Below are 22,532 nucleotides of genomic sequence, written 5' to 3'. Positions count from 1 at the left end.
GCCACCAAAACACTCCGAGCAGTACTCGTCCGGTTACGGAAACGGAAAGAGGTGAGAGCGCACCGCCGTCCTCTACATGGCCACCGGCAGCGAGTGGCCCGAAACCCGGCTCCTGGTCGATGAGTTCATGCTCCCGCTGCTCCGCGGCGCGGGTGCCCTCGACCTCGTTCGGGCGGGGCTCACATCTTGGTGCCCGCCATGGCGCGGCACATCTCCGCCGCGCGGCGACACGCCTCCGCACAGCGCATCATCTGCGGATCGTCCGGCATCGCCATACACGCCTCGGCACACATCTCGCACGCCTTGGCGCACATCGAGCACATGTCGCCCGACATGGGCGAGCGGCGCATCATCATGTCGGCGCACATACGCGTCGTCTCGGAGCAGTCCATGAGCGCGCGCATGACCTGCATCTGGGCCTGACCGCCCCGCTGCATGCAGGAGCTCATGGTCTCCTCGCACATGGTGTGCGCGGACATGCAGGCGTTCACGCAGTCCTGCATCTGCTGGGTCATGGGCGTCATCGTTCCGGGCTGCGTCATGGCTCCTCCTCGGAGACGGGGACCCGGGACGGGTCCCGTGTGCTTCCGTCCTACGTCCCCGCGGCCCTCCCCGCATGTGACCGACCGGTCGGCAGGTGTGCCCGGACAGCAGAAAGGCGCCCCGGAGGGCGCCTTCCCGAAGAGCCGAAGACCCTTGTCCCTACGGCAGGTTGCGGGCCATCACGATCCGCTGGACCTGGTTCGTGCCTTCGTAGATCTGCGTGATCTTGGCGTCGCGCATCATGCGCTCCACCGGATAGTCGCGGGTGTAGCCGTAGCCGCCGAGGAGCTGGACGGCGTCCGTGGTGACCTCCATCGCCACGTCCGAGGCGAAGCACTTGGCGGCGGCGCCCAGGTAGGTGAGGTCGGCGTCGCCGCGCTCGGAGGCGGCGGCGGCCTGGTAGGTGAGGGCGCGGGCCGCCGAGATCTTCATCGACATGTCGGCGAGCATGAACTGGATGCCCTGGAAGTCGGCGATCGCCTTGCCGAACTGCTTGCGCTCCTGGACGTAGCCCTTGGCGTAGTCGAAGGCGCCCTGCGCGACACCGAGGGCCTGGGCGGCGATGGTGATGCGGGTGTGGTCCAGGGTCTTCATGGCGGTCATGAAGCCCGTGCCCTCCTCGCCGATCATGCGGTCGGCGGGGATGCGGACGTTGTCGAAGTAGACCTCGCGGGTCGGGGAGCCCTTGATGCCGAGCTTCTTCTCCGGGGCGCCGAAGGAGACGCCCTCGTCCGACTTCTCGACGACGAAGGCGGAGATGCCCTTGGAGCGCTTGGACGGGTCGGTGACCGCCATCACCGTGTAGTACTCGGACACGCCCGCGTTGGTGATCCAGCGCTTCACGCCGTTCAGGACCCAGAAGTCGCCGTCGCGGACCGCCTTGGTCTTCATGCCGGCCGCGTCCGAGCCCGCCTCCGGCTCGGAGAGGCAGTACGAGAACATCGCGTCGCCCTTGGCGAGCGGGGTCAGGTACTTCTTCTTGAGCTCCTCGCCGCCGGAGAGGATCACCGGGAGCGAGCCGAGCTTGTTCACCGCAGGGATGAGGGAGGAGGAGACACAGGCGCGGGCGACCTCCTCGATCACGATCACCGTGGCGAGCGCGTCGGCGCCGGCGCCGCCGTACTCCTCGGGAACGTGCACCGCGTGCAGGTCGTTCGCGACGAGGGCGTCGAGGGCCTCCTGCGGGAAGCGGGCCTCCTCGTCCACCGCCGCGGCGTACGGCGCGATCTTCGCCTCGACCAGGGAGCGGACGGCATCGCGGAGCATGTCGTGCTCCTCGGACGGGCGGTACAGGTCGAAGTCAGCCGATCCGGCCACGGTCTCTCACGCTCCAAAGACGCAGTGATACTGACGCTAATTACCGTTAAGTAACTCAAATTTTAGAGGGCTGCCCGTGGGACGCCTACGTGAGGTACACGACAGCGGGGAAATTGCCCGGTGGACGGCCCGGCTATGCTCGGGCACCGCATCACGAGTCCCCGAGCTGGAGCGCACCCATGAGCCTGAAGATCACCGTGATCGGCACCGGCTATCTCGGCGCCACGCACGCCGCGGCCATGGCCGAACTCGGCTTCGAGGTGCTGGGGCTCGATGTCGTACCCGAGAAGATCGCCATGCTGGAGCGCGGCGAGACCCCCATGTACGAGCCGGGTCTTGAGGAGCTGCTGCGCAGGCACGTGGCGGGCTTCGAGGGCTCCACCGGGCGGCTGCGGTTCACCACCGACTGGGCAGAGGTCGGCGCCTTCGGCGATGTGCACTTCGTGTGCGTCAACACCCCACAGCGCCATGGGGAGTACGCGGCCGACATGTCGTACGTCGACGCCGCCTTCTCCTCGCTCGCCCCGCATCTGCACGGCCCGGCCCTGGTCGTCGGCAAGTCGACCGTGCCGGTGGGCTCGGCCGAGCGGCTGGCCGGCTACCTCGCCGAGCACGCGCCGGCGGGCGCGGACGCCGAGCTGGCCTGGAACCCGGAGTTCCTGCGGGAGGGCTTCGCCGTGCAGGACACCCTGCACCCGGACCGGATCGTGGCGGGTGTGCGCAGCGAGCGGGCCGAGAAGCTGCTGCGGGAGGTGTACGCGACCCCGATCGGCGAGGGCACGCCGTTCGTCGCGACCGACTTCCCGACCGCGGAGCTGGTGAAGACGGCCGCGAACTCCTTCCTCGCCACCAAGATCTCCTTCATCAACGCGATGGCGGAGGTGTGCGAGGCCGCGGGCGGTGACGTGGCGAAGCTGGCGGAGGCCATCGGGCACGACGACCGGATCGGGGCGAAGTTCCTGCGCGCCGGGATCGGCTTCGGCGGCGGCTGTCTGCCGAAGGACATCCGGGCGTTCATGGCGCGGGCCGGCGAGCTGGGCGCGGACCAGGCGCTGACGTTCCTGCGCGAGATCGACTCCATCAACATGCGCCGGCGCGGTCAGATGGTCGAGATGACCCGGGAGGCGCTCGGCGGCGGTTCCTTCCTCGGCAAGCGGGTCGCGGTGCTCGGCGCCACGTTCAAGCCCGACTCCGACGACGTCCGCGACTCGCCCGCGCTGAACGTGGCCGGCCAGATCCACCTGCAGGGCGGTCAGGTCACCGTGTACGACCCGAAGGGCATGGACAACGCCCGCAAGGTCTTCCCGACCCTGGGCTATGCCGGCTCCGCGCTGGAGGCGGTGCGGTCCGCCGACGTCGTGCTGCACCTCACCGAGTGGCGGGAGTTCCGCGAGCTGGACCCGGCGGCGCTCGGCGAGGTCGCGGCGGCGCGGGTGATCCTGGACGGCCGCAACACGCTCGACCCGGAGCTGTGGCGGCGGGCGGGCTGGTCGTACCGGGCGATGGGCCGCCCCACCGCATAACCCACGGGACGGGTGACGCCGGTTCGGCCGAGGCTCAGTCGGCCGAACCGGCGTCTTTCCGTATTCTGCACCACCGGACACATACGCGGCCGGTGAACTCCCTGTGTGTTACCCCTCTTTGGCCCGGTAGCGGCGCATCTTCGCCCGCGCCCCGCACACCTGCAGTGCACCATCTCCCCAACTGGCGTGCGACATCGCACCGGTGCGGGAGCATGCAGTAGCCGTTACCGGTTAACCATCTCTACGGGCAACTCTGTCCGTGACACAAGGAGGTAGTCATGGCTCTCGCCAAGCTCGGTGTCGTGGTGCTGGACTGTCGCGATCCCCGTGCGCTGGCCGGCTTCTACGCCGCGGTGCTGGGCGGCACGGTGGAGGCGAACGCCGACGACAGCGGCGAGTGGGTGGACCTGAAGGTGCCCGGCGGGCCGGCGCTGGCGTTCCAGGAGGCGCCGGAGTACGTGCCGCCGAAGTGGCCGGGGCCGGACGGCTCGCAGCAGTTCCATCTGGACCTGGTCGTGGAGGACCTGGACGCGGCGGAGAAGGGGGTGCTGGAGCTGGGGGCGCGGCCACTGGACGCCGAGGACCGCGAGCGGACCTTCCGTGTGTACGCCGACCCGGCCGGGCACCCGTTCTGTCTGTGCGCCTGCTGAAACGTCCGTGCGCCTGCTGAACCGCCCGGAGGAGGACATCATGGCGCCCGTCGCCCGCTTCCGTTCCGTCGTGCTGGACTGCCCCGATCCGCATGCGCTGGCCGCCTTCTACGCGGCGGTGGCCGGGGGCACCCCGGATCCCGAGGACGACGACTGGGTCGTGCTGAAGGTGCCGGACGGGCCGCGGCTGGCCTTCCAGCGGGCCGAGGGGTACACCCCGCCGGAGTGGCCGCGCGCGGACCGCAACGGCCAGCAGTTCCACCTCGACTTCGACGCGGGGAGGACCTGGGCGGAGCTGGACGCGGCCCATGAGCGGGTGCTGGCGCTGGGCGCGCGGCCGCTGGACCTGGCGGACCGGGAGAAGAAGGACTTCCAGGTGTACGCCGACCCGGCCGGGCATCCGTTCTGCCTGTGCCGGATCGAGCACCCGTGACGCGGGTGGCCAAGAGCCCGTGACCCGGGTGGCCTAGGGGACGTCCAGCTCCCCGATCTTCGCGTTCGACGCCTCTCGGCGGTGCTGTGCGGCCCTCGCGGTGAAGTCCGCGCTGCGCAGCACCCGTTGGACGTTGCCCCAGGTCAGCAGGGCCAGTTCGGCCTCGGACCAGCCGCGCCGGAGCAGTTCGGCGATCAGGTGGGGGTAGCGGGAGGCGTCGGCGAGGTCGCGGGGGTGGGCGGCACCGGAGTCGTAGGTGCCGGACAGTCCGACGCAGTCCGGGCCGGCCACCTCGCGGACGTGGTCGAGGTGGTCGGCGACGTCATGGACCGTCGGCCCGGTCTGCTCGGCGGTCAGCGGCACCATGCACAGGCCCTTCGCCTCGCCCAGCGAGGTGAGCAGCTCGTCGGGCAGGTTGGCCGGGTGCGGGCGCAGGGCGCGGGCGGCGGAGCGGGTGCACAGCACCGGGGTCTTGGACAGCGCGAGGACACGTTCGGTGGTGGCCCGGGGGGCGCCGGAGACATCGGCGAGCACGCCGAGCCGGTTCATCTCGCGCACCACCTCCTCGCCGAACCGGGTCAGCCCCCGCTCCCCCGCCCAGGCGGTGCCGTCGAGCGTGAGCACGCGCAGGCCGAGGGCGTGCAGGACACGCAGGATGCCGAGGGAGTCGTCGAGCGCGGCGGCGTGGGCGGGGCCCAGCACCACGGCGATCCGGCCGCAGTGGTGGGCGTCGATGATCTGTCCGGCGGTGCGCACCAGGCGCAGCCCCTCCGGATGGGCGTCGACCACCGAGCGCGCCTGGTCCAGTTGTTCCAGGGTCGCCGCCGTCGCACGGTCGCCGCCGGGGCCCTCGGGCAGGTGCAGTGACCAGAACAGCGCGCCCACGTGCCCCTCGCGCATCCGGGGTATGTCGGTGTCGAGGGCCGCCTCGCCCAGCTCCAGGTCGTACCAGGGCAGATGGCGCAGGGCCCGGGGCAGTCCGCTGTAGCCGTCGGCGACCGGGTGGGCGGCGAGCAGGGCGTGGGCCTGCCGCAGGGACGTGGGCTCCGCGGGGAAGGGGTCGTCCGGCAGGCCGTCGTCCCCGCCGACCTCGGTCGGGATGGGGATGTCGTCCTCGAGGTCGGCCATGGCGGGCTCCGTACGTCGTCGTTGCCTACGTCGGTCGTGAGCTACGTCGGGCTGGGGCGTCACCGCCACGGTCGCACGGAGGGAACGATGCCTTCCTGGTGAGTGGGGCGTTCGGGGGTACGGCCGGTCAGGCGCCCCGGGCCGTGCGGACGACCTCGTTCTGATCATCGCCAAGCTGGCGCCCGTGGCCATGCCTGCCCACCCCTCAGCCGTCCAGCGACTCGATGGTGGCGTTGGACGGGGTGCGGGTGGCCTGGAGGTCGCGGGCCACGTCCTCCGCCGCGCCGAGGACCCGTACCGCGTTCTGCCAGGTCAGCTTGGCCAGGTCGGACCTGGACCAGCCGCGGTCCAGCAGCTCGGCGAGCAGGTTCGGGTAGCCGGAGACGTCGCCGAGGCCGTCCGGGGTGAAGGCGGTGCCGTCGTAGTCGCCGCCGATGCCCAGGTGGTCGATGCCGGCGACCTCACGCATGTGGTCCAGATGGTCCGCGACCGTCGACACCGTGGCGACGGGGCGCGGGTTGCGCTCCTCGAAAGCGGCGTGGATCTTCATCGCCTCGGGGCCGGCGTCGAGGTGGTGCAGACCGTGGGCGCGCATATTGTCGTCGGCCGCCGCCGTCCAGTCGACGGCCGCCTGGAGCACGAACTTCGGCACGAACGTCACCATCGCCACACCGCCGTTGGCAGGCAGCCGCTCCAGGACGTCGTCGGGGATGTTGCGCGGGTGGTCGCACACGGCCCGCGCGGAGGAGTGCGAGAAGATCACCGGCGCGGACGTGGTGTCCAGCGCGGCCCGCATGGTCGTGGGGGCCACGTGGGAGAGGTCGACCAGCATCCCGAGGCGGTTCATCTCGCGGACCACCTCGCGGCCGAAGGCCGAAAGGCCGCCGACCTTCGGCTCGTCGGTCGCGGAGTCCGCCCAGTCGTTGTTGTCGTTGTGGGTGAGCGTCATGTAGCGCACGCCCAGCTCGTACAGACCGCGCAGGGTGCCGAGGGAGTTGTCGATCGAGTGACCGCCCTCCGCGCCCATGAGGGAGGCGATACGGCCCTCCGCGCGCGCCGCCTCCATGTCGGCGGCGGTCAGCGCGGCCCGCAGATCGGCCGGGTGCCGGGCGATGAGCTGCCGTACGCAGTCGATCTGCTCGAGGGTCGCCGGCACCGCCCCGGGCAGGTCCGAGCGCACATAGACCGACCAGTACTGCGCCCCGACCCCGCCCGCGCGCAGCCGCGGGATGTCGGTGTGCAGATGGGCGTCCTGCCGTACGGCGATGTCGCGGGCAGCGAGGTCGTAGCGGACCTGCTGGCGCAGCGCCCACGGCAGGTCGTTGTGGCCGTCGACGACCGGGAACTCGCGCAGCAGGGACCGTGCTTCGTCAGTTGAGGTCATTGCCTGTTACTTCCCGAAGCCGAAGCCGCTCGACCCCTCGACCTTGGAGCGCAGCCGCTTGCCCTTCTCGGTGGCCTGGTCGTTCAGGTCCTGCTGGAAGTCGCGCATCTTGTGCAGCAGGTCCTCGTCGTGCGCGGCGAGGATGCGGGCCGCGAGGAGACCGGCGTTGCGGGCACCGGCGACGGAGACCGTGGCGACGGGCACGCCGGCCGGCATCTGCACGATGGACAGCAGCGAGTCCATGCCGTCGAGGTACTTCAGCGGGACCGGGACGCCGATGACCGGCAGCGGGGTGACCGAGGCGAGCATGCCGGGCAGGTGGGCGGCGCCGCCCGCACCGGCGATGATCACCTTCAGGCCGCGGTCGGCGGCCTGCTCGCCGTAGGTGATCATCTCGCGCGGCATGCGGTGCGCGGAGACGACGTCGACCTCGTAGGCGATCTCGAACTCGTCCAGGGCCTTGGCGGCGGCCTCCATGACGGGCCAGTCGGAGTCCGACCCCATGACGATGCCAACAACAGGGCTCATTCGGTGATCGTGCCTCTCAAGTAGCCGGCTGCGTGACGGGCGCGCTCCAGCACGTCGTCCAGGTCGTCGCCGTAGGTGTTGACGTGCCCGACCTTGCGGCCGGGCTTCACGTCCTTGCCGTACATGTGGATCTTGAGCTTGGGGTCGCGGGCCATGCAGTGCAGGTACGCGGAGTACATGTCCGGGTAGTCGCCGCCCAGCACGTTGACCATCACCGTCCACCTGGCGCGCGGGCGGGGGTCGCCGAGCGGGAGGTCGAGGACCGCGCGGACGTGGTTGGCGAACTGCGAGGTGATCGCGCCGTCCTGGGACCAGTGGCCCGAGTTGTGCGGGCGCATCGCCAGCTCGTTGACGAGGATGCGGCCGTCGCGGGTCTGGAACAGCTCGACCGCGAGGTGGCCGACGACGCCGAGTTCCTTGGCGATGGTCAGCGCCATCTGCTCGGCCTTGAGCGCCAGGGCCTCGTCCAGGTCGGGGGCCGGGGCTATGACGGTGTCGCACACGCCGCCCACCTGCTGCGATTCCACCACCGGGTAGGCGACGGCCTGGCCGTGCGGGGAGCGTACGACGTTGGCGGCGAGCTCGCGGACGTAGTCGACCTTCTCCTCGGCGAGCACCGGGACGCCCGCCCGGAACGGGTCCATGGCCTCCTCGGCGGACTCCACGACCCACACGCCCTTGCCGTCGTAGCCGCCGCGCACGGTCTTCAGGACGACCGGGAAGCCGTCCCCCTCCGCCGCGAACCGGACCACGTCCTCCGGATCGGTGACGATCCGGTGCCGCGGGCACGGGATGCCGATCAGGTCGAGCTTCGCGCGCATCACACCCTTGTCCTGGGCGTGCACCAGCGCGTCGGGCCCCGGACGCACGGGGATGCCGTCCGCCTCCAGGGCCCTGAGGTGCTCGGTGGGTACATGTTCGTGATCGAAGGTGATCACATCGCAACCGCGCGCGAACTCGCGCAGCGTGTCCAGATCGCGGTAGTCGCCGATGACGACATCGCTCACGACCTGCGCCGCGGAATCCTGAGGGGTGTCACTGAGAAGCTTGAACCTGATGCCCAACGGGATGCCCGCCTCGTGCGTCATACGCGCGAGCTGCCCCCCGCCGACCATGCCGACTACCGGGAACGTCACACCCCTAGCGTATCGGCCACGCCGGGGCGACCGGATCGCGTCCCTCGCGTGATCTCTTACCAGTCACTTTCCGCCCTCTTTCCGATCTGTTTCCCGGTCTTGGTCTTGTGCACAGGCGACGGCGGGTTCACCCGGATAGCATGGCGTGGCTGACGAAACCTACCGACGGGAGCTGCACAGCCATGGAACCTCGTTCCTCGGGGCTGCAACGGCTCGTACGCGAGGTGGCCAAGTTCGGCACCGTCGGCGTCGCGGGCATCTTTGTGAACCTCGGCGTCTTCAACCTCGTCCGGCACGTCTCCGACCTGCCGGTGGTACGCGCCAGCATCATCGCGACCGTGGTCGCCATCGCCTTCAACTACGTCGGGTTCCGCTACTGGACGTACCGGGACCGCGACAGGGGCGGCCGTACCAAGGAACTCACGCTCTTCCTCTTCTTCAGCGCGATCGGCCTGGTGATCGAGAACGGCGTGCTCTACGCGGCGACCTACGGGTTCGGCTGGGACAGCCCGCTGCAGAGCAACGTCTTCAAGTTCGTCGGCATCGGCGTCGCGACGCTGTTCCGCTTCTGGTCGTACCGCACCTGGGTGTTCCGCGTGCAGCCGGCCAAGGAGGCGGAGTCGATCCTGGTGGCCGAGTCGAAGCGGCCGCACCCGGAGCCGAAGTCCCAGCGGGTTCCGTAACCCAGCCCCTAGCGGGTTCCGTAACCCGGTTCAGCGCACGGTCGGCCGGTCCTCCTCCGGCTTGCGGGCCGGCGGCGTGCGCGAGAGGAACAGCCCGAACACCGGCGGCTGGGCCTGGAGCAACTCCAGCCGTCCCCCGTCGGCCTCCGCCAGGTCGCGGGCGACGGCCAGGCCGATCCCCGTGGAGTTCCGCCCGCTGATCGTCCGCTCGAAGATCCGCGCGCCGAGGTCGGCGGGCACCCCGGGCCCCTCGTCGGTGACCTCGACCACAGCCTGGTTGCCGGTGACCCGGGTGCGCAGGGCGACCGTGCCGCCGCCATGCATCAGCGAGTTCTCGATCAGCGCCGCCAGCACCTGGGCGACCGCCCCCGGCGTGCCGACGGCCTGCAGATGCCGCTTGCCGGAGCTGACGATGGCCCGGCCGGCGCTGCGGTAGGCGGGCCGCCACTCGGCGAGCTGCTGCTGGATGACCTCGTCCAGGTCGAAGGTGACGGCGGAGCCGGTGCGGGGGTCGCGGGAGTTCGTCAGCAGGCGTTCCACCACGTCCGTCAGCCGCTCCACCTGGGTGAGCGCGACGTTCGCCTCTTCCTTCACGATGTCCGGGTCGTCCGTGAGGGTGATCTCCTCCAGCCGCATGGACAGCGCGGTCAGCGGGGTGCGCAGCTGGTGGGAGGCGTCGGCGGCCAGGCGCCGCTCGGCCGTCAGCATGCGCCCGATCCGCTCGGCGGAGGAGTCCAGCACATCGGCGACCCGGTCCAGCTCGGGGACGCCGTACCGCTTGTGCCGCGGGCGGGGGTCGCCGGAGCCGAGCCGCTCGGCGGTCTCCGCGAGGTCGGTCAGCGGGGAGGTGAGCCGGTTGGCCTGCCGTACGGCGAGCAGCACGGCCGCGACCACCGCGAGCAGCGCCACCAGCCCGATGACCAGCAGGGTCCGGCCGACCTCGCGGGTCACCGCGGAGCGCGGCTCCTGCACCGTGACGCTCTCGCCCTCCTCGCCCTGCTGGGTGGCGTGGATGACATCGCCCCGCGGCTTGGTGCCGATCTCTATCGGCGCCCGCCCGGGCATGCGGATGACCGCGTACTGGTCCTTGCTGACCGGATTGCGCAGCACGTCCGCGTTGACGTTCTCCGCGGCGAGGATCCTGCTGTCCACGATGCTGGCCAGCCGGATGGCCTCGGAGTCCACCCGCTCCTGGGCGCTGTTGCTGATCGTCCGCGTCTCGACGATCACCAGGGAGATGCCGAAGACGGCGATCACCACGAGGACGACGGCGAGGGTGGACTGGATGAGACGTCGACGCATGTTCCGTTACCTGAGGTGATCGCTGGGTCCCGGGGAGCGGTCCCCGGGGAGGGGCTCAGCTCTTCTCGAAGCGGAAGCCCACTCCACGCACCGTGGCGATGTAGCGGGGGTTCGCCGCGTCGTCGCCGAGCTTCTTGCGCAGCCAGGAGATGTGCATGTCGAGGGTCTTGGTGGAGGACCACCACGTGGTGTCCCAGACCTCGCGCATCAGCTGGTCGCGCGTGACGACCCGGCCGGCGTCCCGCACCAGCACCCGCAGCAGGTCGAACTCCTTGGCGGTGAGCTGGAGTTCCTCGTCGCCCATCCACGCCCGGTGCGACTCGACGTCGATCCGTACCCCGTGCGTGGCCGGCGGCTGCTGCGGCTCGGCGGCACCGCGCCGCAGCAGGGCCCGTACCCGGGCGAGCAGTTCGGCGAGCCGGAAGGGCTTGGTGACGTAGTCGTCGGCGCCCGCGTCCAGGCCGACGACGGTGTCCACCTCGTCGGCCCGCGCGGTCAGAATGAGGATCGGCACGGTGTGGCCGTCGGCCCGCAGCCGGCGGGCGACCTCCAGGCCGTCCATACCCGGCAGGCCCAGATCCAGTACGACCAGGTCGACGCCGCCCTGCATCCCGGCGTCGAGCGCGGTGGGTCCGTCCTCGCGCACCTCGACCTCGTAACCTTCCCGGCGCAGGGCACGGGCCAGCGGCTCCGAGATGGACGCGTCGTCCTCGGCGAGCAGTACACGGGTCATGAGGTGATGGTAGACCGCCCGCGTGCGGTGCTGGGGTGTGATCGCTTCCAGGAACTCTTACCTTGTGGCGCCACTGGTACGAACCATGGCTCTGGGGATGCGATCGTGGGAGAGACCTTCGATTCCGGTCCTGCGGTTCCTGCGACACCTGTGATCCGCGTCTCAAGTCCTTCCTTATCGGGCACTGTCCTGCCTTACAGTGACCTGAACGCCTGTAGTACACCGGGGACCTTTGGCGGGCAGACGACGCTGAAGGTCTCTTTTGTGTGCGGGTTGACCAAGATCACCTTGGTCGGCCTCGAAAGGAATGACCTCTGGCCGGGCTCCGCAGCGCATCGACGCGCGACGGGGCGTGGATCCCGGTGGTCGCCGTCCACCGCTGCCGAGACCCGGACGCGGACTCCCCTCGGGCGTTGGGGGCGGACGACCGACCGTGCCGGTGCCGGCCGCTCCCCCACCGGGCGCGCAACGCTCGAAAAGCGCGTCCCGACCAGCAAGGAACGACCATGGCGTCCAGCCTGACGAAGGACTCGGTCCGCCCGGGCACCCCCGGGTCCGAGAAGACCTTCTTCGGCCACCCCCGCGGCCTGGCCACTCTCTTCATGACCGAGATGTGGGAGCGTTTCTCCTACTACGGCATGAGGGCTCTGCTCCCGCTGTACCTGGTGGCCCCGGGCGGGCTGCACATGAGCGCGGGCACGGCGACCGCGATCTACTCCGTGTACGTGTCGCTCGTGTACCTGCTCGCCCTGCCCGGCGGCTGGTTCGCCGACCGTGTGCTCGGACCCCGCAAGACGGTCGCCGTCTCGGGTCTGATCATCATGCTCGGCCACCTGTGCCTCGCGCTGCCCGTGGCCGCGAGCTTCTTCGTCGGCCTGGGCCTCGTCGCCATCGGCTCGGGTCTGCTGAAGGCCAACATCTCCACGATGGTCGGCCACCTCTACAAGGGCCCGGACGACGCGCGCCGCGACGGTGGCTTCACCCTCTTCTACATCGGCATCAACCTCGGTGCGTTCGCCGCCCCGCTGGTCATCGGCACCGTCGGTGAGAACGTCAACTGGCACCTCGGCTTCGCGCTGGCCGCGCTCGGCATGGCGCTGGGTCTGGCCCAGTACCTGCTCGGCGGCCGCCACCTGAGCCCGAAGAGCAGCGAGGTCCCGACCCCGCTGACGGCCGAGCAGAAGTCCGCGACCCTGCGCAAGGGCCTGACCTGGCTGGCCATCGCCGCGGTCTTCTACGGCGTCGTCGGCGGCACCGGCCACTTCACCCTGAACTGGGCGCTGATCCCGCTCACGGTCATCGGCCTGATCGTGCCGATCCTGGTCATCGCCCGCATGCTGCGCGACAAGGACCTGGACTCGGGCGAGAAGTCGAAGGTGCGCGCGTACATCTGGTTCTTCGCCGCCGCCGCCGTCTTCTGGATGATCTACGACCAGGGTGGTTCGACCCTGTCGCTGTTCGCGGACAGCTCGGCCAAGAACTCGATCGCCGGCTGGACGTTCCCGGTCTCCTGGTACCAGTCGGTCAACCCGGTCATGATCATGGCGCTGGCCCCGGTCTTCGCCTGGGCGTGGCTCTGGCTGAACCGCCGCGGCAAGGAGCCGAGCACGATCGTGAAGTTCGCCTCCGGCCTGGTGCTGATCGGCGCGTCCTTCTTCCTCTTCCTCGCCCCGCTGTCGATCGCCGAGGGCGGTCACAAGGCCGCGGCGATGTGGCTGGTCGCGATCTACTTCGTGCAGACCGTCGGTGAGCTGACGCTGTCGCCGGTGGGTCTGTCGGTGACGACGAAGATGGCGCCGAAGAAGTACGCCTCGCAGATGATGGGCGTCTGGTTCCTCGCGGTCACCGCCGGTGACTCGATCACCGCGCTGATGTCGAACCCGGCCGTCGGCGGGGTCAACCTCGACAAGATGGGCTTCGTCGCCCTGGAGGCCGTGCTCGCCGTGCTCGCCGGTGGCGCGGTGTGGATGTACCGCAGGAAGGTCAACGAGCTCATGGGCGACGTCCACTAGTCGCTGCCGCTGGGCTCGGCCGACGGAGGGCCACCGCATCCTCGGGATGTGGTGGCCCTCTTGGTGTGCCGGGGCATGGCCAAGCGCCGTCGGGGCCGATCCCGGTGCACGGCCGGAGGTCCGTCGTGGCTTGTCGCGCAGTTCCCCGCGCCCCTGGTCGGCTATCGCGTCCTTCGTCCCGGCATGAACGTGAACACCGCGCCGCCGAGCAGGATCGCCGTGCCCGCCACCAGGCCGAGGGCCTTGAGGGCACCGTGGTCGTCGGCGCCGGTCTGGGCGAGGCCTCCGGAGCCGCTGCCGCCGGTGCTGCCGCCGCTCGCCGAGCCGCCGGAGGTGGACGTGCCTCCGGCCGCGCCGCCCGGCTGCCCGCTGGTGTCCAGGGTCAGCGAGACCTGCGTCTTCGTCGGTGTGCACGTCGTGGTCGTACCGAGCGCCTTGACCGTGAGGACGCCCGGGGACAGCGTCGAGGTGCCGCTCGCGCCGGGCTTGTAGGTGCCGGTGAGGTCGGGGATCTCGATCGGGTCGCCGGACTTGATGTCCTTGGCGTTCACCGGCCCCTCCACATGCACCGTGCCCTTGTCGGCGCCGCCCAGCACCACCTCCATCGACGGCTTCACGGAACCCTTCGGGATGTCGGCGGGGCTGTTCATCACGGACTTCTTGAACTGCACGGTGAGGTCGAAGTTCCCGCCGTTCTTCTTCGCGTTGATCTGCACCGGCGAGGTCGCGTTCTTGTCGCCGATCGGGGTCTTGCAGGCGTAGGGGATCTGCACCTCCTTGCCGGTGAAGTCGGTCTGCCCGCTGCCGCCGGACGAGGTCGCCGTGGGACTGGCCGTCTGGGTGGGAGTACTGGACTGGGTCGGTGTCTGGGTCGGTGTCGTCGACTGCGTCGGCGTGCCGGTGCCCCCGCCGCCCCCACCCGTCACCTGGATGGTCGCCGCCTTCTGCACGGTCTCCTTGGGCGTGCACTTGGTGTCCGTCGACATCGCGTTGACGGTGTACGCGTCGGGCGTCAGCGTCACCTCGCCGGCCGTCGTCAGCTTGATGCTGCCCTTCATGTCGGACAGCACCATGGCGGCGCCCTTGGGAATCGCGGGGTTCGTGCGGGTTCCCTGCATCGCGATGTCGGCGACCTGCGCCCCGGCCGCCTTCAGCACGCCGGACGGCTGGACCGAGTTCGCGGGCAGGTCGATGATGTCGGGGTTCTTGGACGCGGCCTGGACGAACTTCCACACGACGTCCACCGTGTCGCCGACCTTCGCCGTGGCCGGGGCCGTGATGTCGACCTTCGTGGTGCCGTCGATCGGGCTGATGCCCGCGGGCGGCACGCAGTGGGTGGCGTACGACACCTCGGCCGCCTGCGCGGGGCTCGCGGCGAGCCCCAGCAGGACGCCCGCACCGCTCAGCGCCAGCGCGGCGCCCGCGGCCGTACCTCTCCTTCGGATGCTCACGTCGGTCCTTTCGTGGTGGGAGTCGTGGGACTCGTCGGGCTGTCGGGATGCGGTGCGGAGAGCCGGCCGGCCGGGTCGCCCGGGACGGAGTCCGGGGCGAACCACGGCAGGGTCGGGTTCGTGGGGGGCGGTTCGGTGCCGCGGCCGCCGGTGCGGGGCAGGCGGGGCAGGCGGGGCAGGCGCAGGGTGCGGGTGAGGCGGGCGGCACCCGGGCGGCGCGGCCGTACCCGGTCCACGACGGCCATGCCGATGCGGAACAGTGCGGCGGGCACCACCAGGCCGAGCAGGATCCAGAACAGCGTCACGCCCCAGGGGCGGTCCACGCCCCACGGCTGTTCGGCCAGCACCCTGCCGTCGTACTTCAGGGAGACGGTGTAGTCGCCGTGCGCCCCGGCGGACAGCTCGACCGGCAGCCTGACCTCGGCCTTCCCGCCCGGCGCGAGGGTGCCGTGCCACTGCTGGTCGTCCCACTGCGGGGCGAAGACGCCGTGCGCGCTGCCGACCTGGAAGACGGGGTCCTTGATCGCGCCGGTGCCGGTGTTGCCGACGGTGAGGACGAGGGTGCGGCTCGGCGGGGCGCCGAACCAGGTCAGCAGGCCGCCGGCACCGGTCAGCCGGACGTCGGACAGGACGGACAGACGGCCGTCGGACGGTGCCGCGGGCAGGGGGGCGACCGGATGCCCGGCGACCTGGAGGACGGCGTCCGCCTCCGCAGCGGCGCCGGTGACCGTGGCCACGTGCACCACGCAGGGGCAGGGCACGGGTGGTTCGGCGACCGGGAGTCCCCGGCTGAAGGCACCCTGCGCATCGGTGGTCACGGCCCGGCCGTCGCCGTTGGCGCAGGAGTTGGTGCCGCCGATGACCCCTCGGGCCGGTGTGGCCCGCCCGCACACGAGCAGCATCAGCAACGTGTGCGACCTCCAGCCGCTGCCGCTGACGGTGACGGAACCGCCGGCACCGGCCTGCGTCGCCGACAACGTCACGACCGGCCCGCCCACCGCGCCCGCCGGGCCGCCGAGCGGCACGAGCAGCAGCGCGAGCACCGCCGCCAACGCCGTCGCCGCCGACCGCAGATTCCGTACCCGTCCGCTCACTTCACCGCGCCTTCCGTCAATGCACCGCCCGCAGAAGGGACTTCGGCGCCCACAGCGCCCTGCACTCCGCCGGCCGCCGGAACGCCGGTCGCCCGGCCGCCGTCGGGCGTACGGCGCCGACGCCGCCGTACGGCGAGCAGCGCGCCCGTCCCCAGCAGCAGCGCGCCGCCCGTGGCCGCCACCGTCGGCCACGGCACGAACCGGGCCGAGGCGGTCGCCGTGTCGTGGGCTCCGCCCGGGGCCGTGACCGTCAGCCGTACGTCGACCGCGTCCAGCGCGGGCCGGTCGGGCCAGGGTTCGGTGAGCCGCACGCGGGCGCCGGGGCGCATCCGGACCCGCAGGGTGCGCGGCGCACGGTCCAGGACCCGGCCCAGGACGCCGTCGGCGCGCACCGCGAGCCTCGGCACGAGGACGGTCGTACCCCGGTTGACCAGCTCGTACGTGATGCGGTCGGCGTGTACGGCGAGGTGCTCGACGGTCAGCGCGGCGAGCGCCGGGCCACCGACGCGCAGCCGGATCGGGACCCTCGCCGTACGCCCCCGCGTGTCGCGCGCGACGACGGCACCGGAGCGGTCGCCGGGCGCGGCCCCCGACGGCACGGTCACCGTGAAGGGCACCTCGGCCCGGGTCCGGGCCGGGACGCGTATCCCGTTCCCGGCGCTCTGGGCGAAGACCGTGCGCAGACCGGTTCCGGACAGCCGTACGACGACCGGCGCCCGCCCGGGATTGGTGACGGCGACGGTGTCCTGCAGGACCGTCCCCGGCGGGCCCTCGGCATAGAAGGACGGACGACCGCCACCCGCGGGCGCGACGGACCACTGCGCGGACGCGGCCCAGGCCCCGGGCGCGGCGCCCAGCACGGCGCACAGGCACAGGGCCGCGGGCAGGGCGGCGCGGGCCGGAAGCGATGCGTGGGTCCGGGGCGGGCACCGACGGCGGGTCGGGGTGCGGGCTGCGGACGGCATGGGCGGCTCCGGCGGTCGGCCTGGGGTTCGGCGGGGCGCGGCTTCGGTGGTGGCTCGGCTTCGGTCGTGGCTCGGCTTCGGTCGTGGCTCGGCTTCGGTCGTGGCTCGGCTTCGGTCGTGGCTCGGCTTCGGTCGTGGCTCGGCTTCGGCAGTCGGCCTGGAGCTCGGCAGCGGTTCTGCCTCGACGGCCGGACCGGGGTTCGGCCGTCGCCGGCGCGGGTCGGCGCGGGTCAGCGGCGGTACGGCTGGTTTCGGCGGGTCAGCCAGAGGGCGCCCGCCGCGCCGGTGAGGACCACCGTGCCGCCGAGGGTGCCGAGGGCGATGACGGAGTCCTCCGGGCCGGTCTGGGGAAGCGTTCCTCCGGAGGAGGAGCCGCCGGAGGACGAGGCCTGCGACGAGCCGCCTGCCGCCGTCACGTCCAGCGTGAGCCCCGGCTTGGGGCTGTTGGTCGGCGTGCAGGTCGTCGTCGTGCCGAGTGCCTTGATGACGAGCGTGCCCGGCGTGAAGGTGACCTTGCCGGTCTTCTTCGGCGTGTAGGTGCCGGTCAGGTCGCTGATCTTGATCGGGGTGTTGGCGGGGATCGCGGCCGCGTTGGCGGGCCCGCTGACCGGCAGCGTGCCGCTGTCGGCGCCGCCCAGCTCGATGCTCGCGCTCGGCGTCATCGCACCCTTGCCCAGTTCGACGGGGCTGGAGGACACGCCCTTCTGCCAGGACATGGTGATCTTGTAGCCGCTGCCGCTCCTGACGCCCGTGATGTCGATGGGCGAGACGGCGCTCTTGACGCCGATCGGGGTCTGACAGCGGTAGTCGACGTCGACCACGTCGGCGTGGGCGGCCGGCGCGCACAGCAGCACCGCCGAGCCGGCCAGGGCCGCGGCGGACGCGAGCGCGGCGGTTCGTTTCGGGTACGACACGATCGGTCCACCCCAATCCCTTGCGACGACATTTCCTGACGACGTATCAGATTCGGCCGTCAAGGTACGCCCGGCGTCGCGAGGAGGGAAGACGCATCACACGCCGGAGTTGTGACGATCCGGCGTGTGCGACGCGTTGCTGGAGTGGAGGGTGGGCCGGGCCTCACGGGTACGCCGCCCTGCCTCCCCCGGCCGGGCGGCACCGGATGCCGCCGCGCCGGGCCTGGTAGTCACGGGCGTTCGACACCGAGCTGACCTCGGCGTAGGTGCCGACGCCGGGCAGCCAGACCTCGACGTCGTAGGTCCTGGCCGGGGCGGCACTGGTGTCCCCGGCGGCGGGCCGGGTGACCCGGTAGCAGGCGGTGCCGTACCCGGCGCACACCGAAGTGGCCCGCTGCGCTACGCCGGGGCGCCCAGCTCCGCCCACACCGTCTTGCCCGGGCGGCCCGCGGCGCGGACGACGCCCCAGTCCAGGCACAGCCGCTGCACGATGAACATGCCGTGGCCGCCGGGGCGGCCGGCGCGGTGCGGGGTGCGCGGGGCCGGCTGGCCGGTGCCGCGGTCGGAGACCTCGATCCGGATCACCTTGTTGTCGCAGGCCAGGAGCAGTTCCTCGGGGCCCTCGGCGTGCAGGCAGGCGTTGGTGACCAGTTCGGAGACGACGAGCAGCACGTCCTCGGCGGCGGCCCGCTGGTCGGCGCCGGCGGCGGGCAGCCAGCCCCATGCGTACAGCGCCTGGCGGGTGAAGTCGCGGGCGAGCGGGACGACCCCGCTCTCGCCCTGCAGGCCGATCCTGCGGACCTGCGGCCCGCCGGTGCCCTGAGTGCCGCCGGCGGACCCGGGCGGCACGGACGGCGCGGCTGCCCCCGTGGGCGCGCCTGCCGTCGGCGCACCCTCCTCGGACGCCCCGGAAGCGCCGCTGGGCTCCGGGCCGCGGTCGCCCGGCGAGCAAGGCCGGGTGGTGCTCATCAGCGCTTCACCTCACCGATTCACCAGTTCACGATTCAAAGGGCCGGCACTGCTCCGTGCCGGCCGGTCCGTACGTCGTCCGCCCGCTGTCGGCGCGGGGGTGTCCTGCTCGCCCGTCCGTCGCACGTACGTCCCGTCCGGTCGTTGCGCCGGTCCCGGGGCGGTCCGGGGCCGGCGGTCGTCAGGGGCTGCCCCGCCTTCTCCTGCCCTCTCCTGCCCGGCCGATCCGGCACAACACCCCTGATTTCGGCGCACCGGCCGCGGGCGTCCGCGGCCGGCGGCACGCGGGAGGGCGGGGGCGGACTCAGTCGGCGCCGTCGACCAGGGCGGCCTCCACGGAGTCGTGCACGGTGAAGACCGCCCCGGCCCCGGTGATCTCGAAGACCCGGGCGACCACCGGCCGCATCCCCGCCAGATGGACCCCGCCGCCGGCGGCCTCGGCCTTCAGTCGGGCACCGAGCAGCACGTTCAGGCCCGTGGAGTCGCAGAACTCCAGGCGCGCGCAGTCCACGACGAGGCGCGAGAAGCCCTTGGCCAGGAGGTCGTCGAGGGGCTCACGCAGCAGATCGGCGGTGTGGTGATCGAGCTCACCCGCCGGTGTCACAACGGCGCTGGAGCCCTCTTCCCGCACCTCCACCAGAAGCCGGCCCGACTGTGCGCTGCCGACCGTCCCGTGGTCCATGCCGTCTCTCTCCCGAGGTCGTGGACGCTGACTGCTCTCGAACATTACGCCCTCCCAGCACACTCCGGCACCCGAAGAACCTCACAGAGTCGGACATACCACAACAGAACGCACTTGCGATCGGCGCGGTGGACCGGGTAGGGCTAGTAGGACACCTACACCTACACGTGGCTTTGGAGGCGCCGCACACCGCAGTGCACGCACCGGCTTCGGCAGCCATATGCCGAGAACGATGGAGGACACCCATGTCACCCCGGCTCGACGCATCGCATACCCCGATCGCGACGTCGACACCCCCACCGGAACAACTGGATCATCCCATCGACGCCCTCGACGCCTTCGAGGGACTCCCGGAGATCCCCCCGTACGACGAGATCGGCCCGGTCGACGCGCGGGCCCTGTCCAAGACCCTCTTCGAGCGCCTGGAGTCGCTGGAGGAAGGGACGCACGAGTACTCGTACGTCCGCAACACCCTCGTCGAGCTCAACCTCGCGCTCGTGAAGTTCGCCGCCTCCCGTTTCCGCTCCCGCAGCGAGCCGATGGAGGACATCATCCAGGTCGGCACCATCGGCCTGATCAAGGCGATCGACCGCTTCGAACTCTCCCGCGGCGTCGAATTCCCCACCTTCGCGATGCCGACCATCATCGGCGAGATCAAGCGGTTCTTCCGCGACACCTCGTGGTCCGTGCGCGTTCCGCGCCGGCTGCAGGAGCTGCGCCTGGACCTGGCCAAGGCCGGGGACGAGCTGGCCCAGCGGCTGGACCGGGCACCGACCGTCCCGGAGCTGGCCGAGAAGCTCGGCATCTCCAACGACGAGGTCGTGGAGGGCATGGCCGCCTCGAACGCGTACACCGCCTCCTCGCTGGACGCCCAGCCCGAGGAGGACGAGACCGAGGGCGCGCTCGCGGACCGCATCGGGTACGAGGACCACGGGCTGGAGGGCATCGAGTACGTGGAGTCCCTCAAGCCCCTGATCGCCGAGCTCCCGTCCCGGGACCGGAAGATCCTCTCGCTGCGGTTCGTGGCGAACATGACCCAGTCGGAGATCGGCGAGGAACTCGGCATCTCCCAGATGCACGTGTCCCGCCTGCTGGCGCGCACGCTGGTGCGGCTGCGCAAGGGGCTGACGATCGAGGAGTGACCTCCGCGTCCGCTGCGGTGACGCCTGCGCAGTGGCCCGGCCGACGGTGCCGGGCCGCTGCGGGGTCTCCGCCGCCTAACCCACCCCTCCGGTTCGCACGGGTATCCGCGAATCCGCCCGCCATTCCCGCATCTTGACCGTCCCTGCACCCAACTGGCCCCACGGTCCCAACCGTTATGCGGTTACCCGGGGAAACCCCTTTTCCCGGGCCTTCTCCTCGACCACTATGGCCCCCCGAACTGGCTACTGGCCGGTATGTGAGACCCGGGGCCGCAACGGCGCGGTGCCCCGGTGGTGCGAGGAGGCTGGACACATGGCTGAGGGGGACGGGGCCGGCACGGGCGGAACCGGGGCGGGCGAAACCGGCATGGGCGGAACCGGGGCGGGCGTCTCCGGGACGGGCGGGGAGTACGAGGACGCACCGGACGCCCGGCTGACCGAACTGCTCCGCTCCCCCACGGCGACGGCGTACCCCGCCCTGCAGGAACTGCGCCGCCGGCACCACCCGGCGGTCCTGGCCTACGCCCGGCTGTGCGCCGCGGGCGAGTCCGCCGCGCGCCGGCTGGCGACGGAGGTGTTCACCACGGCGGCCCGGGAGACGGCCCGGGGCGTCGACCCGGCCGTCCCGCTGCGCCACCGGCTGCTGCTGCTCACCGCTCGGCTCGCGGCCGGCTGGGCGCGCGACGAGCGCTCCGCCGGCGTCGACCCGGGACTGCTGCTGGTCCTGAACGCGTCCGGACTGCCCGAGGGCCCCACCCCGCCCCTGCTCCCGGCGTTCCGTTCGCTGCCCTCCCGTACCCAGGGCCTGATCTGGTACGGCGTGCTGGAGGCGGAGCCGCAGCAGCGGACCGCCGCCTTCCTCGGCCTCAGCGGCGTCGACGTGGCCTACGGCACCCCGCAGGCCCTCAAGGCCCTGGCCCAGGCCTGCCTCCGCGAGCGGCTCGCCGCCTCCGAGGACCCGCACTGCGCCGACTTCCGCCGGCTGATCGAGGAGGCGGTACGGCCGGACGGCCCGCGCCACAGCGCCGACCTGGACGCCCACATGGCCCGCTGCCCGCACTGCACGGCCGCGTTCGAGGACCTGCGGGCCCTGCGGGACACGCCCCGGCAGACCCTGGCCGAGGGCCTGCTGCCGTGGAGCGGAACGGCGTACCTGCGCGCCGACGATGCCCCGGCCGCCGCCCGCCCTGCCGCCGTACGTCCGTCGTCCTGGCCGCCCGGGCGCCGCATCCTGCTGGCATCGGCGGCCCTGGGCGTGGCCCTGACCCCGCTCCTGGTGTTCGCCCTCACCCCGGCACACCCCGACGACCAGCAGCCGACGGCCGCGACGCCCACGCCGCCACCGGTGACGGTGACGGCGACGGTCTCCGTCACCCCGTCGCCGTCGCCCTCCCCCACGAAGTCCCCGTCCCCCGGGCCGACTTCGGCCACGCCGAGCCCGAGCCCCCCGACCACGCACCCGCCGCACACCCAAAAGCCCACTGCCGCGCCGACACCCTCGTTCGCACCGCCCGGCACCTCCTTCGCCCAGGTGGTGAACCTGGCGACGGGCCGCTGCCTGGACATCCGCGACGGCGACCTGTCGCAGGGCAACGACGTCATCACGGCCCCCTGCTCCTCCTCCGACACCCAGCGCTGGAGGTTCGACACCTACCTGGGCGTCCTGCGCTCCGGCGCCGACGACACCTTCTGCCTGGACAGCCGCGGCTCGACCGACCGCGGCCTGGGCATCTGGACGTGCGACTCCGTCTACGGCGACAACGGCGACAACCTCCGCTTCACCATCGACCCCGACGGCACGATCCGCCCGGACATCGCCATCGAGACCGCGGTCACCCCCGACGGCCGCTACGGCGTCTCCCTGCAGCCCCTGGACGGCGGACGGGAGCAGCGGTGGGGGGCGGGGGCGCGCTGAGGCGGGCCGCCGCTCCTGCGCGGTCCCC

22 protein-coding genes are annotated in these 22,532 nt (G+C 71.7%); 7 read left to right on the top strand and 15 right to left on the bottom strand.

Annotated elements, in window-relative coordinates:
* Nucleotides 1-179: 179 nt before the first annotated feature.
* Both ACWC2T_RS32940 and ACWC2T_RS32935 read right to left on the bottom strand, forming a co-directional pair.
* The gene (locus tag ACWC2T_RS32940; RefSeq protein ID WP_450673992.1) at nucleotides 180-542 is read right to left on the bottom strand and encodes a four-helix bundle copper-binding protein; all 363 of its coding nucleotides are present in this window, start codon (nucleotides 540-542) and stop codon (nucleotides 180-182) included.
* A gap of 160 nt (nucleotides 543-702) precedes the next feature.
* Nucleotides 703-1,860, bottom strand: a complete 1,158-nt coding sequence (locus ACWC2T_RS32935) for an acyl-CoA dehydrogenase family protein (protein WP_450673991.1) — start codon at nucleotides 1,858-1,860, stop codon at nucleotides 703-705.
* A gap of 179 nt (nucleotides 1,861-2,039) precedes the next feature.
* On the opposite strand from ACWC2T_RS32935, the gene ACWC2T_RS32930 reads away from it, so the two are divergent.
* The 3 genes from ACWC2T_RS32930 to ACWC2T_RS32920 all read left to right on the top strand — a co-directional run bounded on the left by ACWC2T_RS32930 (nucleotide 2,040) and on the right by ACWC2T_RS32920 (nucleotide 4,466).
* On the top strand, nucleotides 2,040-3,383 hold the full coding sequence (locus tag ACWC2T_RS32930; protein ID WP_450673990.1) for a UDP-glucose dehydrogenase family protein: 1,344 nt from the start codon (nucleotides 2,040-2,042) through the stop codon (nucleotides 3,381-3,383).
* A gap of 278 nt (nucleotides 3,384-3,661) precedes the next feature.
* A complete protein-coding gene (locus ACWC2T_RS32925; RefSeq protein ID WP_450673989.1) occupies nucleotides 3,662-4,033 on the top strand; it encodes a VOC family protein in 372 nt (123 codons plus the stop codon).
* Nucleotides 4,034-4,073: 40 nt separating this feature from the next.
* Nucleotides 4,074-4,466, top strand: coding sequence for a VOC family protein (locus ACWC2T_RS32920; protein ID WP_450673988.1), 393 nt, complete (start codon nucleotides 4,074-4,076; stop codon nucleotides 4,464-4,466).
* A 33-nt stretch (nucleotides 4,467-4,499) separates the two neighbouring features.
* Here the strand turns inward: ACWC2T_RS32920 and ACWC2T_RS32915 are convergent, their stop codons facing one another.
* The 4 genes from ACWC2T_RS32915 to ACWC2T_RS32900 form a co-directional block, all read right to left on the bottom strand.
* Nucleotides 4,500-5,594: a dipeptidase gene (locus ACWC2T_RS32915; protein ID WP_450673987.1), complete on the bottom strand. Its 1,095-nt coding sequence runs from the start codon at nucleotides 5,592-5,594 to the stop codon at nucleotides 4,500-4,502.
* Nucleotides 5,595-5,799: 205 nt separating this feature from the next.
* Entirely contained in the window at nucleotides 5,800-6,978 is a 1,179-nt protein-coding gene (locus ACWC2T_RS32910) for a dipeptidase (protein ID WP_450673986.1), read from the bottom strand.
* Between the two features lie 6 nt (nucleotides 6,979-6,984).
* Nucleotides 6,985-7,506, bottom strand: a complete 522-nt coding sequence (gene purE / locus ACWC2T_RS32905) for a 5-(carboxyamino)imidazole ribonucleotide mutase (protein ID WP_079048792.1) — start codon at nucleotides 7,504-7,506, stop codon at nucleotides 6,985-6,987.
* Complete coding sequence (locus ACWC2T_RS32900) at nucleotides 7,503-8,642, bottom strand: 5-(carboxyamino)imidazole ribonucleotide synthase (protein WP_450673985.1); 1,140 nt, start codon at nucleotides 8,640-8,642, stop codon at nucleotides 7,503-7,505. The genes purE and ACWC2T_RS32900 overlap by 4 nt, the downstream gene beginning before the upstream one ends.
* A gap of 182 nt (nucleotides 8,643-8,824) precedes the next feature.
* Here ACWC2T_RS32900 and ACWC2T_RS32895 point away from each other — a divergent pair, with 182 nt between their 5' ends.
* A complete protein-coding gene (locus ACWC2T_RS32895) occupies nucleotides 8,825-9,325 on the top strand; it encodes a GtrA family protein (RefSeq protein WP_450673984.1) in 501 nt (166 codons plus the stop codon).
* Nucleotides 9,326-9,355: 30 nt separating this feature from the next.
* On the opposite strand, the gene ACWC2T_RS32890 is transcribed toward ACWC2T_RS32895, so the two are convergent.
* Entirely contained in the window at nucleotides 9,356-10,627 is a 1,272-nt protein-coding gene (locus ACWC2T_RS32890) for an ATP-binding protein (protein ID WP_450673983.1), read from the bottom strand.
* Nucleotides 10,628-10,682: 55 nt separating this feature from the next.
* On the bottom strand, nucleotides 10,683-11,360 hold the full coding sequence (locus ACWC2T_RS32885; RefSeq protein ID WP_020940464.1) for a response regulator transcription factor: 678 nt from the start codon (nucleotides 11,358-11,360) through the stop codon (nucleotides 10,683-10,685).
* 506 nt (nucleotides 11,361-11,866) lie between these two features.
* On the opposite strand from ACWC2T_RS32885, the gene ACWC2T_RS32880 reads away from it, so the two are divergent.
* Nucleotides 11,867-13,372 carry a peptide MFS transporter gene (locus ACWC2T_RS32880; protein ID WP_450673982.1) on the top strand — a complete coding sequence of 502 codons (1,506 nt, stop codon included), beginning with the start codon at nucleotides 11,867-11,869 and terminating at the stop codon, nucleotides 13,370-13,372.
* A gap of 161 nt (nucleotides 13,373-13,533) precedes the next feature.
* Here the strand turns inward: ACWC2T_RS32880 and ACWC2T_RS32875 are convergent, their stop codons facing one another.
* From ACWC2T_RS32875 to ACWC2T_RS32845, 7 genes are all read right to left on the bottom strand, one after another.
* Nucleotides 13,534-14,823, bottom strand: a complete 1,290-nt coding sequence (locus tag ACWC2T_RS32875; protein WP_450673981.1) for a hypothetical protein — start codon at nucleotides 14,821-14,823, stop codon at nucleotides 13,534-13,536.
* On the bottom strand, nucleotides 14,820-15,917 hold the full coding sequence (locus tag ACWC2T_RS32870; protein WP_450673980.1) for a hypothetical protein: 1,098 nt from the start codon (nucleotides 15,915-15,917) through the stop codon (nucleotides 14,820-14,822). The genes ACWC2T_RS32875 and ACWC2T_RS32870 overlap by 4 nt, the downstream gene beginning before the upstream one ends.
* Nucleotides 15,914-16,882 (bottom strand): hypothetical protein, encoded by a 969-nt coding sequence (locus ACWC2T_RS32865; protein ID WP_450673979.1) that lies wholly within the window; start codon nucleotides 16,880-16,882, stop codon nucleotides 15,914-15,916. Before ACWC2T_RS32865 ends, ACWC2T_RS32870 begins: the two co-directional genes overlap by 4 nt.
* Nucleotides 16,883-17,112: 230 nt before the next feature.
* Nucleotides 17,113-17,796, bottom strand: a complete 684-nt coding sequence (locus tag ACWC2T_RS32860; protein WP_450673978.1) for an LPXTG cell wall anchor domain-containing protein — start codon at nucleotides 17,794-17,796, stop codon at nucleotides 17,113-17,115.
* Between the two features lie 163 nt (nucleotides 17,797-17,959).
* Nucleotides 17,960-18,178: a hypothetical protein gene (locus ACWC2T_RS32855; RefSeq protein WP_450673977.1), complete on the bottom strand. Its 219-nt coding sequence runs from the start codon at nucleotides 18,176-18,178 to the stop codon at nucleotides 17,960-17,962.
* Between the two features lie 17 nt (nucleotides 18,179-18,195).
* Nucleotides 18,196-18,765 carry an ATP-binding protein gene (locus tag ACWC2T_RS32850; protein ID WP_450673976.1) on the bottom strand — a complete coding sequence of 190 codons (570 nt, stop codon included), beginning with the start codon at nucleotides 18,763-18,765 and terminating at the stop codon, nucleotides 18,196-18,198.
* 304 nt (nucleotides 18,766-19,069) lie between these two features.
* A complete protein-coding gene (locus tag ACWC2T_RS32845; protein WP_450673975.1) occupies nucleotides 19,070-19,447 on the bottom strand; it encodes an STAS domain-containing protein in 378 nt (125 codons plus the stop codon).
* A gap of 245 nt (nucleotides 19,448-19,692) precedes the next feature.
* Here ACWC2T_RS32845 and ACWC2T_RS32840 point away from each other — a divergent pair, with 245 nt between their 5' ends.
* Entirely contained in the window at nucleotides 19,693-20,589 is an 897-nt protein-coding gene (locus tag ACWC2T_RS32840; protein ID WP_351205869.1) for an RNA polymerase sigma factor SigF, read from the top strand.
* A 367-nt stretch (nucleotides 20,590-20,956) separates the two neighbouring features.
* Nucleotides 20,957-22,504 (top strand): RICIN domain-containing protein, encoded by a 1,548-nt coding sequence (locus ACWC2T_RS32835; RefSeq protein ID WP_450673997.1) that lies wholly within the window; start codon nucleotides 20,957-20,959, stop codon nucleotides 22,502-22,504.
* Nucleotides 22,505-22,532 lie beyond the last annotated feature (28 nt).

The organism is Streptomyces sp. NPDC001393 (assembly GCF_053597455.1).
Note: the sequence above shows the minus strand (reverse complement) of the source record. Positions and strands in the feature narration are given on the sequence as shown.

Excerpts from the sequence above, each read along its gene's own strand:
- ACWC2T_RS32940 (WP_450673992.1), bottom strand. The coding sequence starts at position 542 with ATGACGCAGCCCGGAACGATGACGCCCATGACCCAGCAGATGCAGGAC.
- ACWC2T_RS32930 (WP_450673990.1), top strand. The coding sequence starts at position 2,040 with ATGAGCCTGAAGATCACCGTGATCGGCACCGGCTATCTCGGCGCCACG.
- ACWC2T_RS32925 (WP_450673989.1), top strand. The coding sequence starts at position 3,662 with ATGGCTCTCGCCAAGCTCGGTGTCGTGGTGCTGGACTGTCGCGATCCC.
- ACWC2T_RS32920 (WP_450673988.1), top strand. The coding sequence starts at position 4,074 with ATGGCGCCCGTCGCCCGCTTCCGTTCCGTCGTGCTGGACTGCCCCGAT.
- ACWC2T_RS32915 (WP_450673987.1), bottom strand. The coding sequence starts at position 5,594 with ATGGCCGACCTCGAGGACGACATCCCCATCCCGACCGAGGTCGGCGGG.
- ACWC2T_RS32910 (WP_450673986.1), bottom strand. The coding sequence starts at position 6,978 with ATGACCTCAACTGACGAAGCACGGTCCCTGCTGCGCGAGTTCCCGGTC.
- purE (WP_079048792.1), bottom strand. The coding sequence starts at position 7,506 with ATGAGCCCTGTTGTTGGCATCGTCATGGGGTCGGACTCCGACTGGCCC.
- ACWC2T_RS32895 (WP_450673984.1), top strand. The coding sequence starts at position 8,825 with ATGGAACCTCGTTCCTCGGGGCTGCAACGGCTCGTACGCGAGGTGGCC.
- ACWC2T_RS32890 (WP_450673983.1), bottom strand. The coding sequence starts at position 10,627 with ATGCGTCGACGTCTCATCCAGTCCACCCTCGCCGTCGTCCTCGTGGTG.
- ACWC2T_RS32885 (WP_020940464.1), bottom strand. The coding sequence starts at position 11,360 with ATGACCCGTGTACTGCTCGCCGAGGACGACGCGTCCATCTCGGAGCCG.
- ACWC2T_RS32880 (WP_450673982.1), top strand. The coding sequence starts at position 11,867 with ATGGCGTCCAGCCTGACGAAGGACTCGGTCCGCCCGGGCACCCCCGGG.
- ACWC2T_RS32865 (WP_450673979.1), bottom strand. The coding sequence starts at position 16,882 with ATGCCGTCCGCAGCCCGCACCCCGACCCGCCGTCGGTGCCCGCCCCGG.
- ACWC2T_RS32850 (WP_450673976.1), bottom strand. The coding sequence starts at position 18,765 with ATGAGCACCACCCGGCCTTGCTCGCCGGGCGACCGCGGCCCGGAGCCC.
- ACWC2T_RS32845 (WP_450673975.1), bottom strand. The coding sequence starts at position 19,447 with ATGGACCACGGGACGGTCGGCAGCGCACAGTCGGGCCGGCTTCTGGTG.
- ACWC2T_RS32840 (WP_351205869.1), top strand. The coding sequence starts at position 19,693 with ATGTCACCCCGGCTCGACGCATCGCATACCCCGATCGCGACGTCGACA.
- ACWC2T_RS32835 (WP_450673997.1), top strand. The coding sequence starts at position 20,957 with ATGGGCGGAACCGGGGCGGGCGTCTCCGGGACGGGCGGGGAGTACGAG.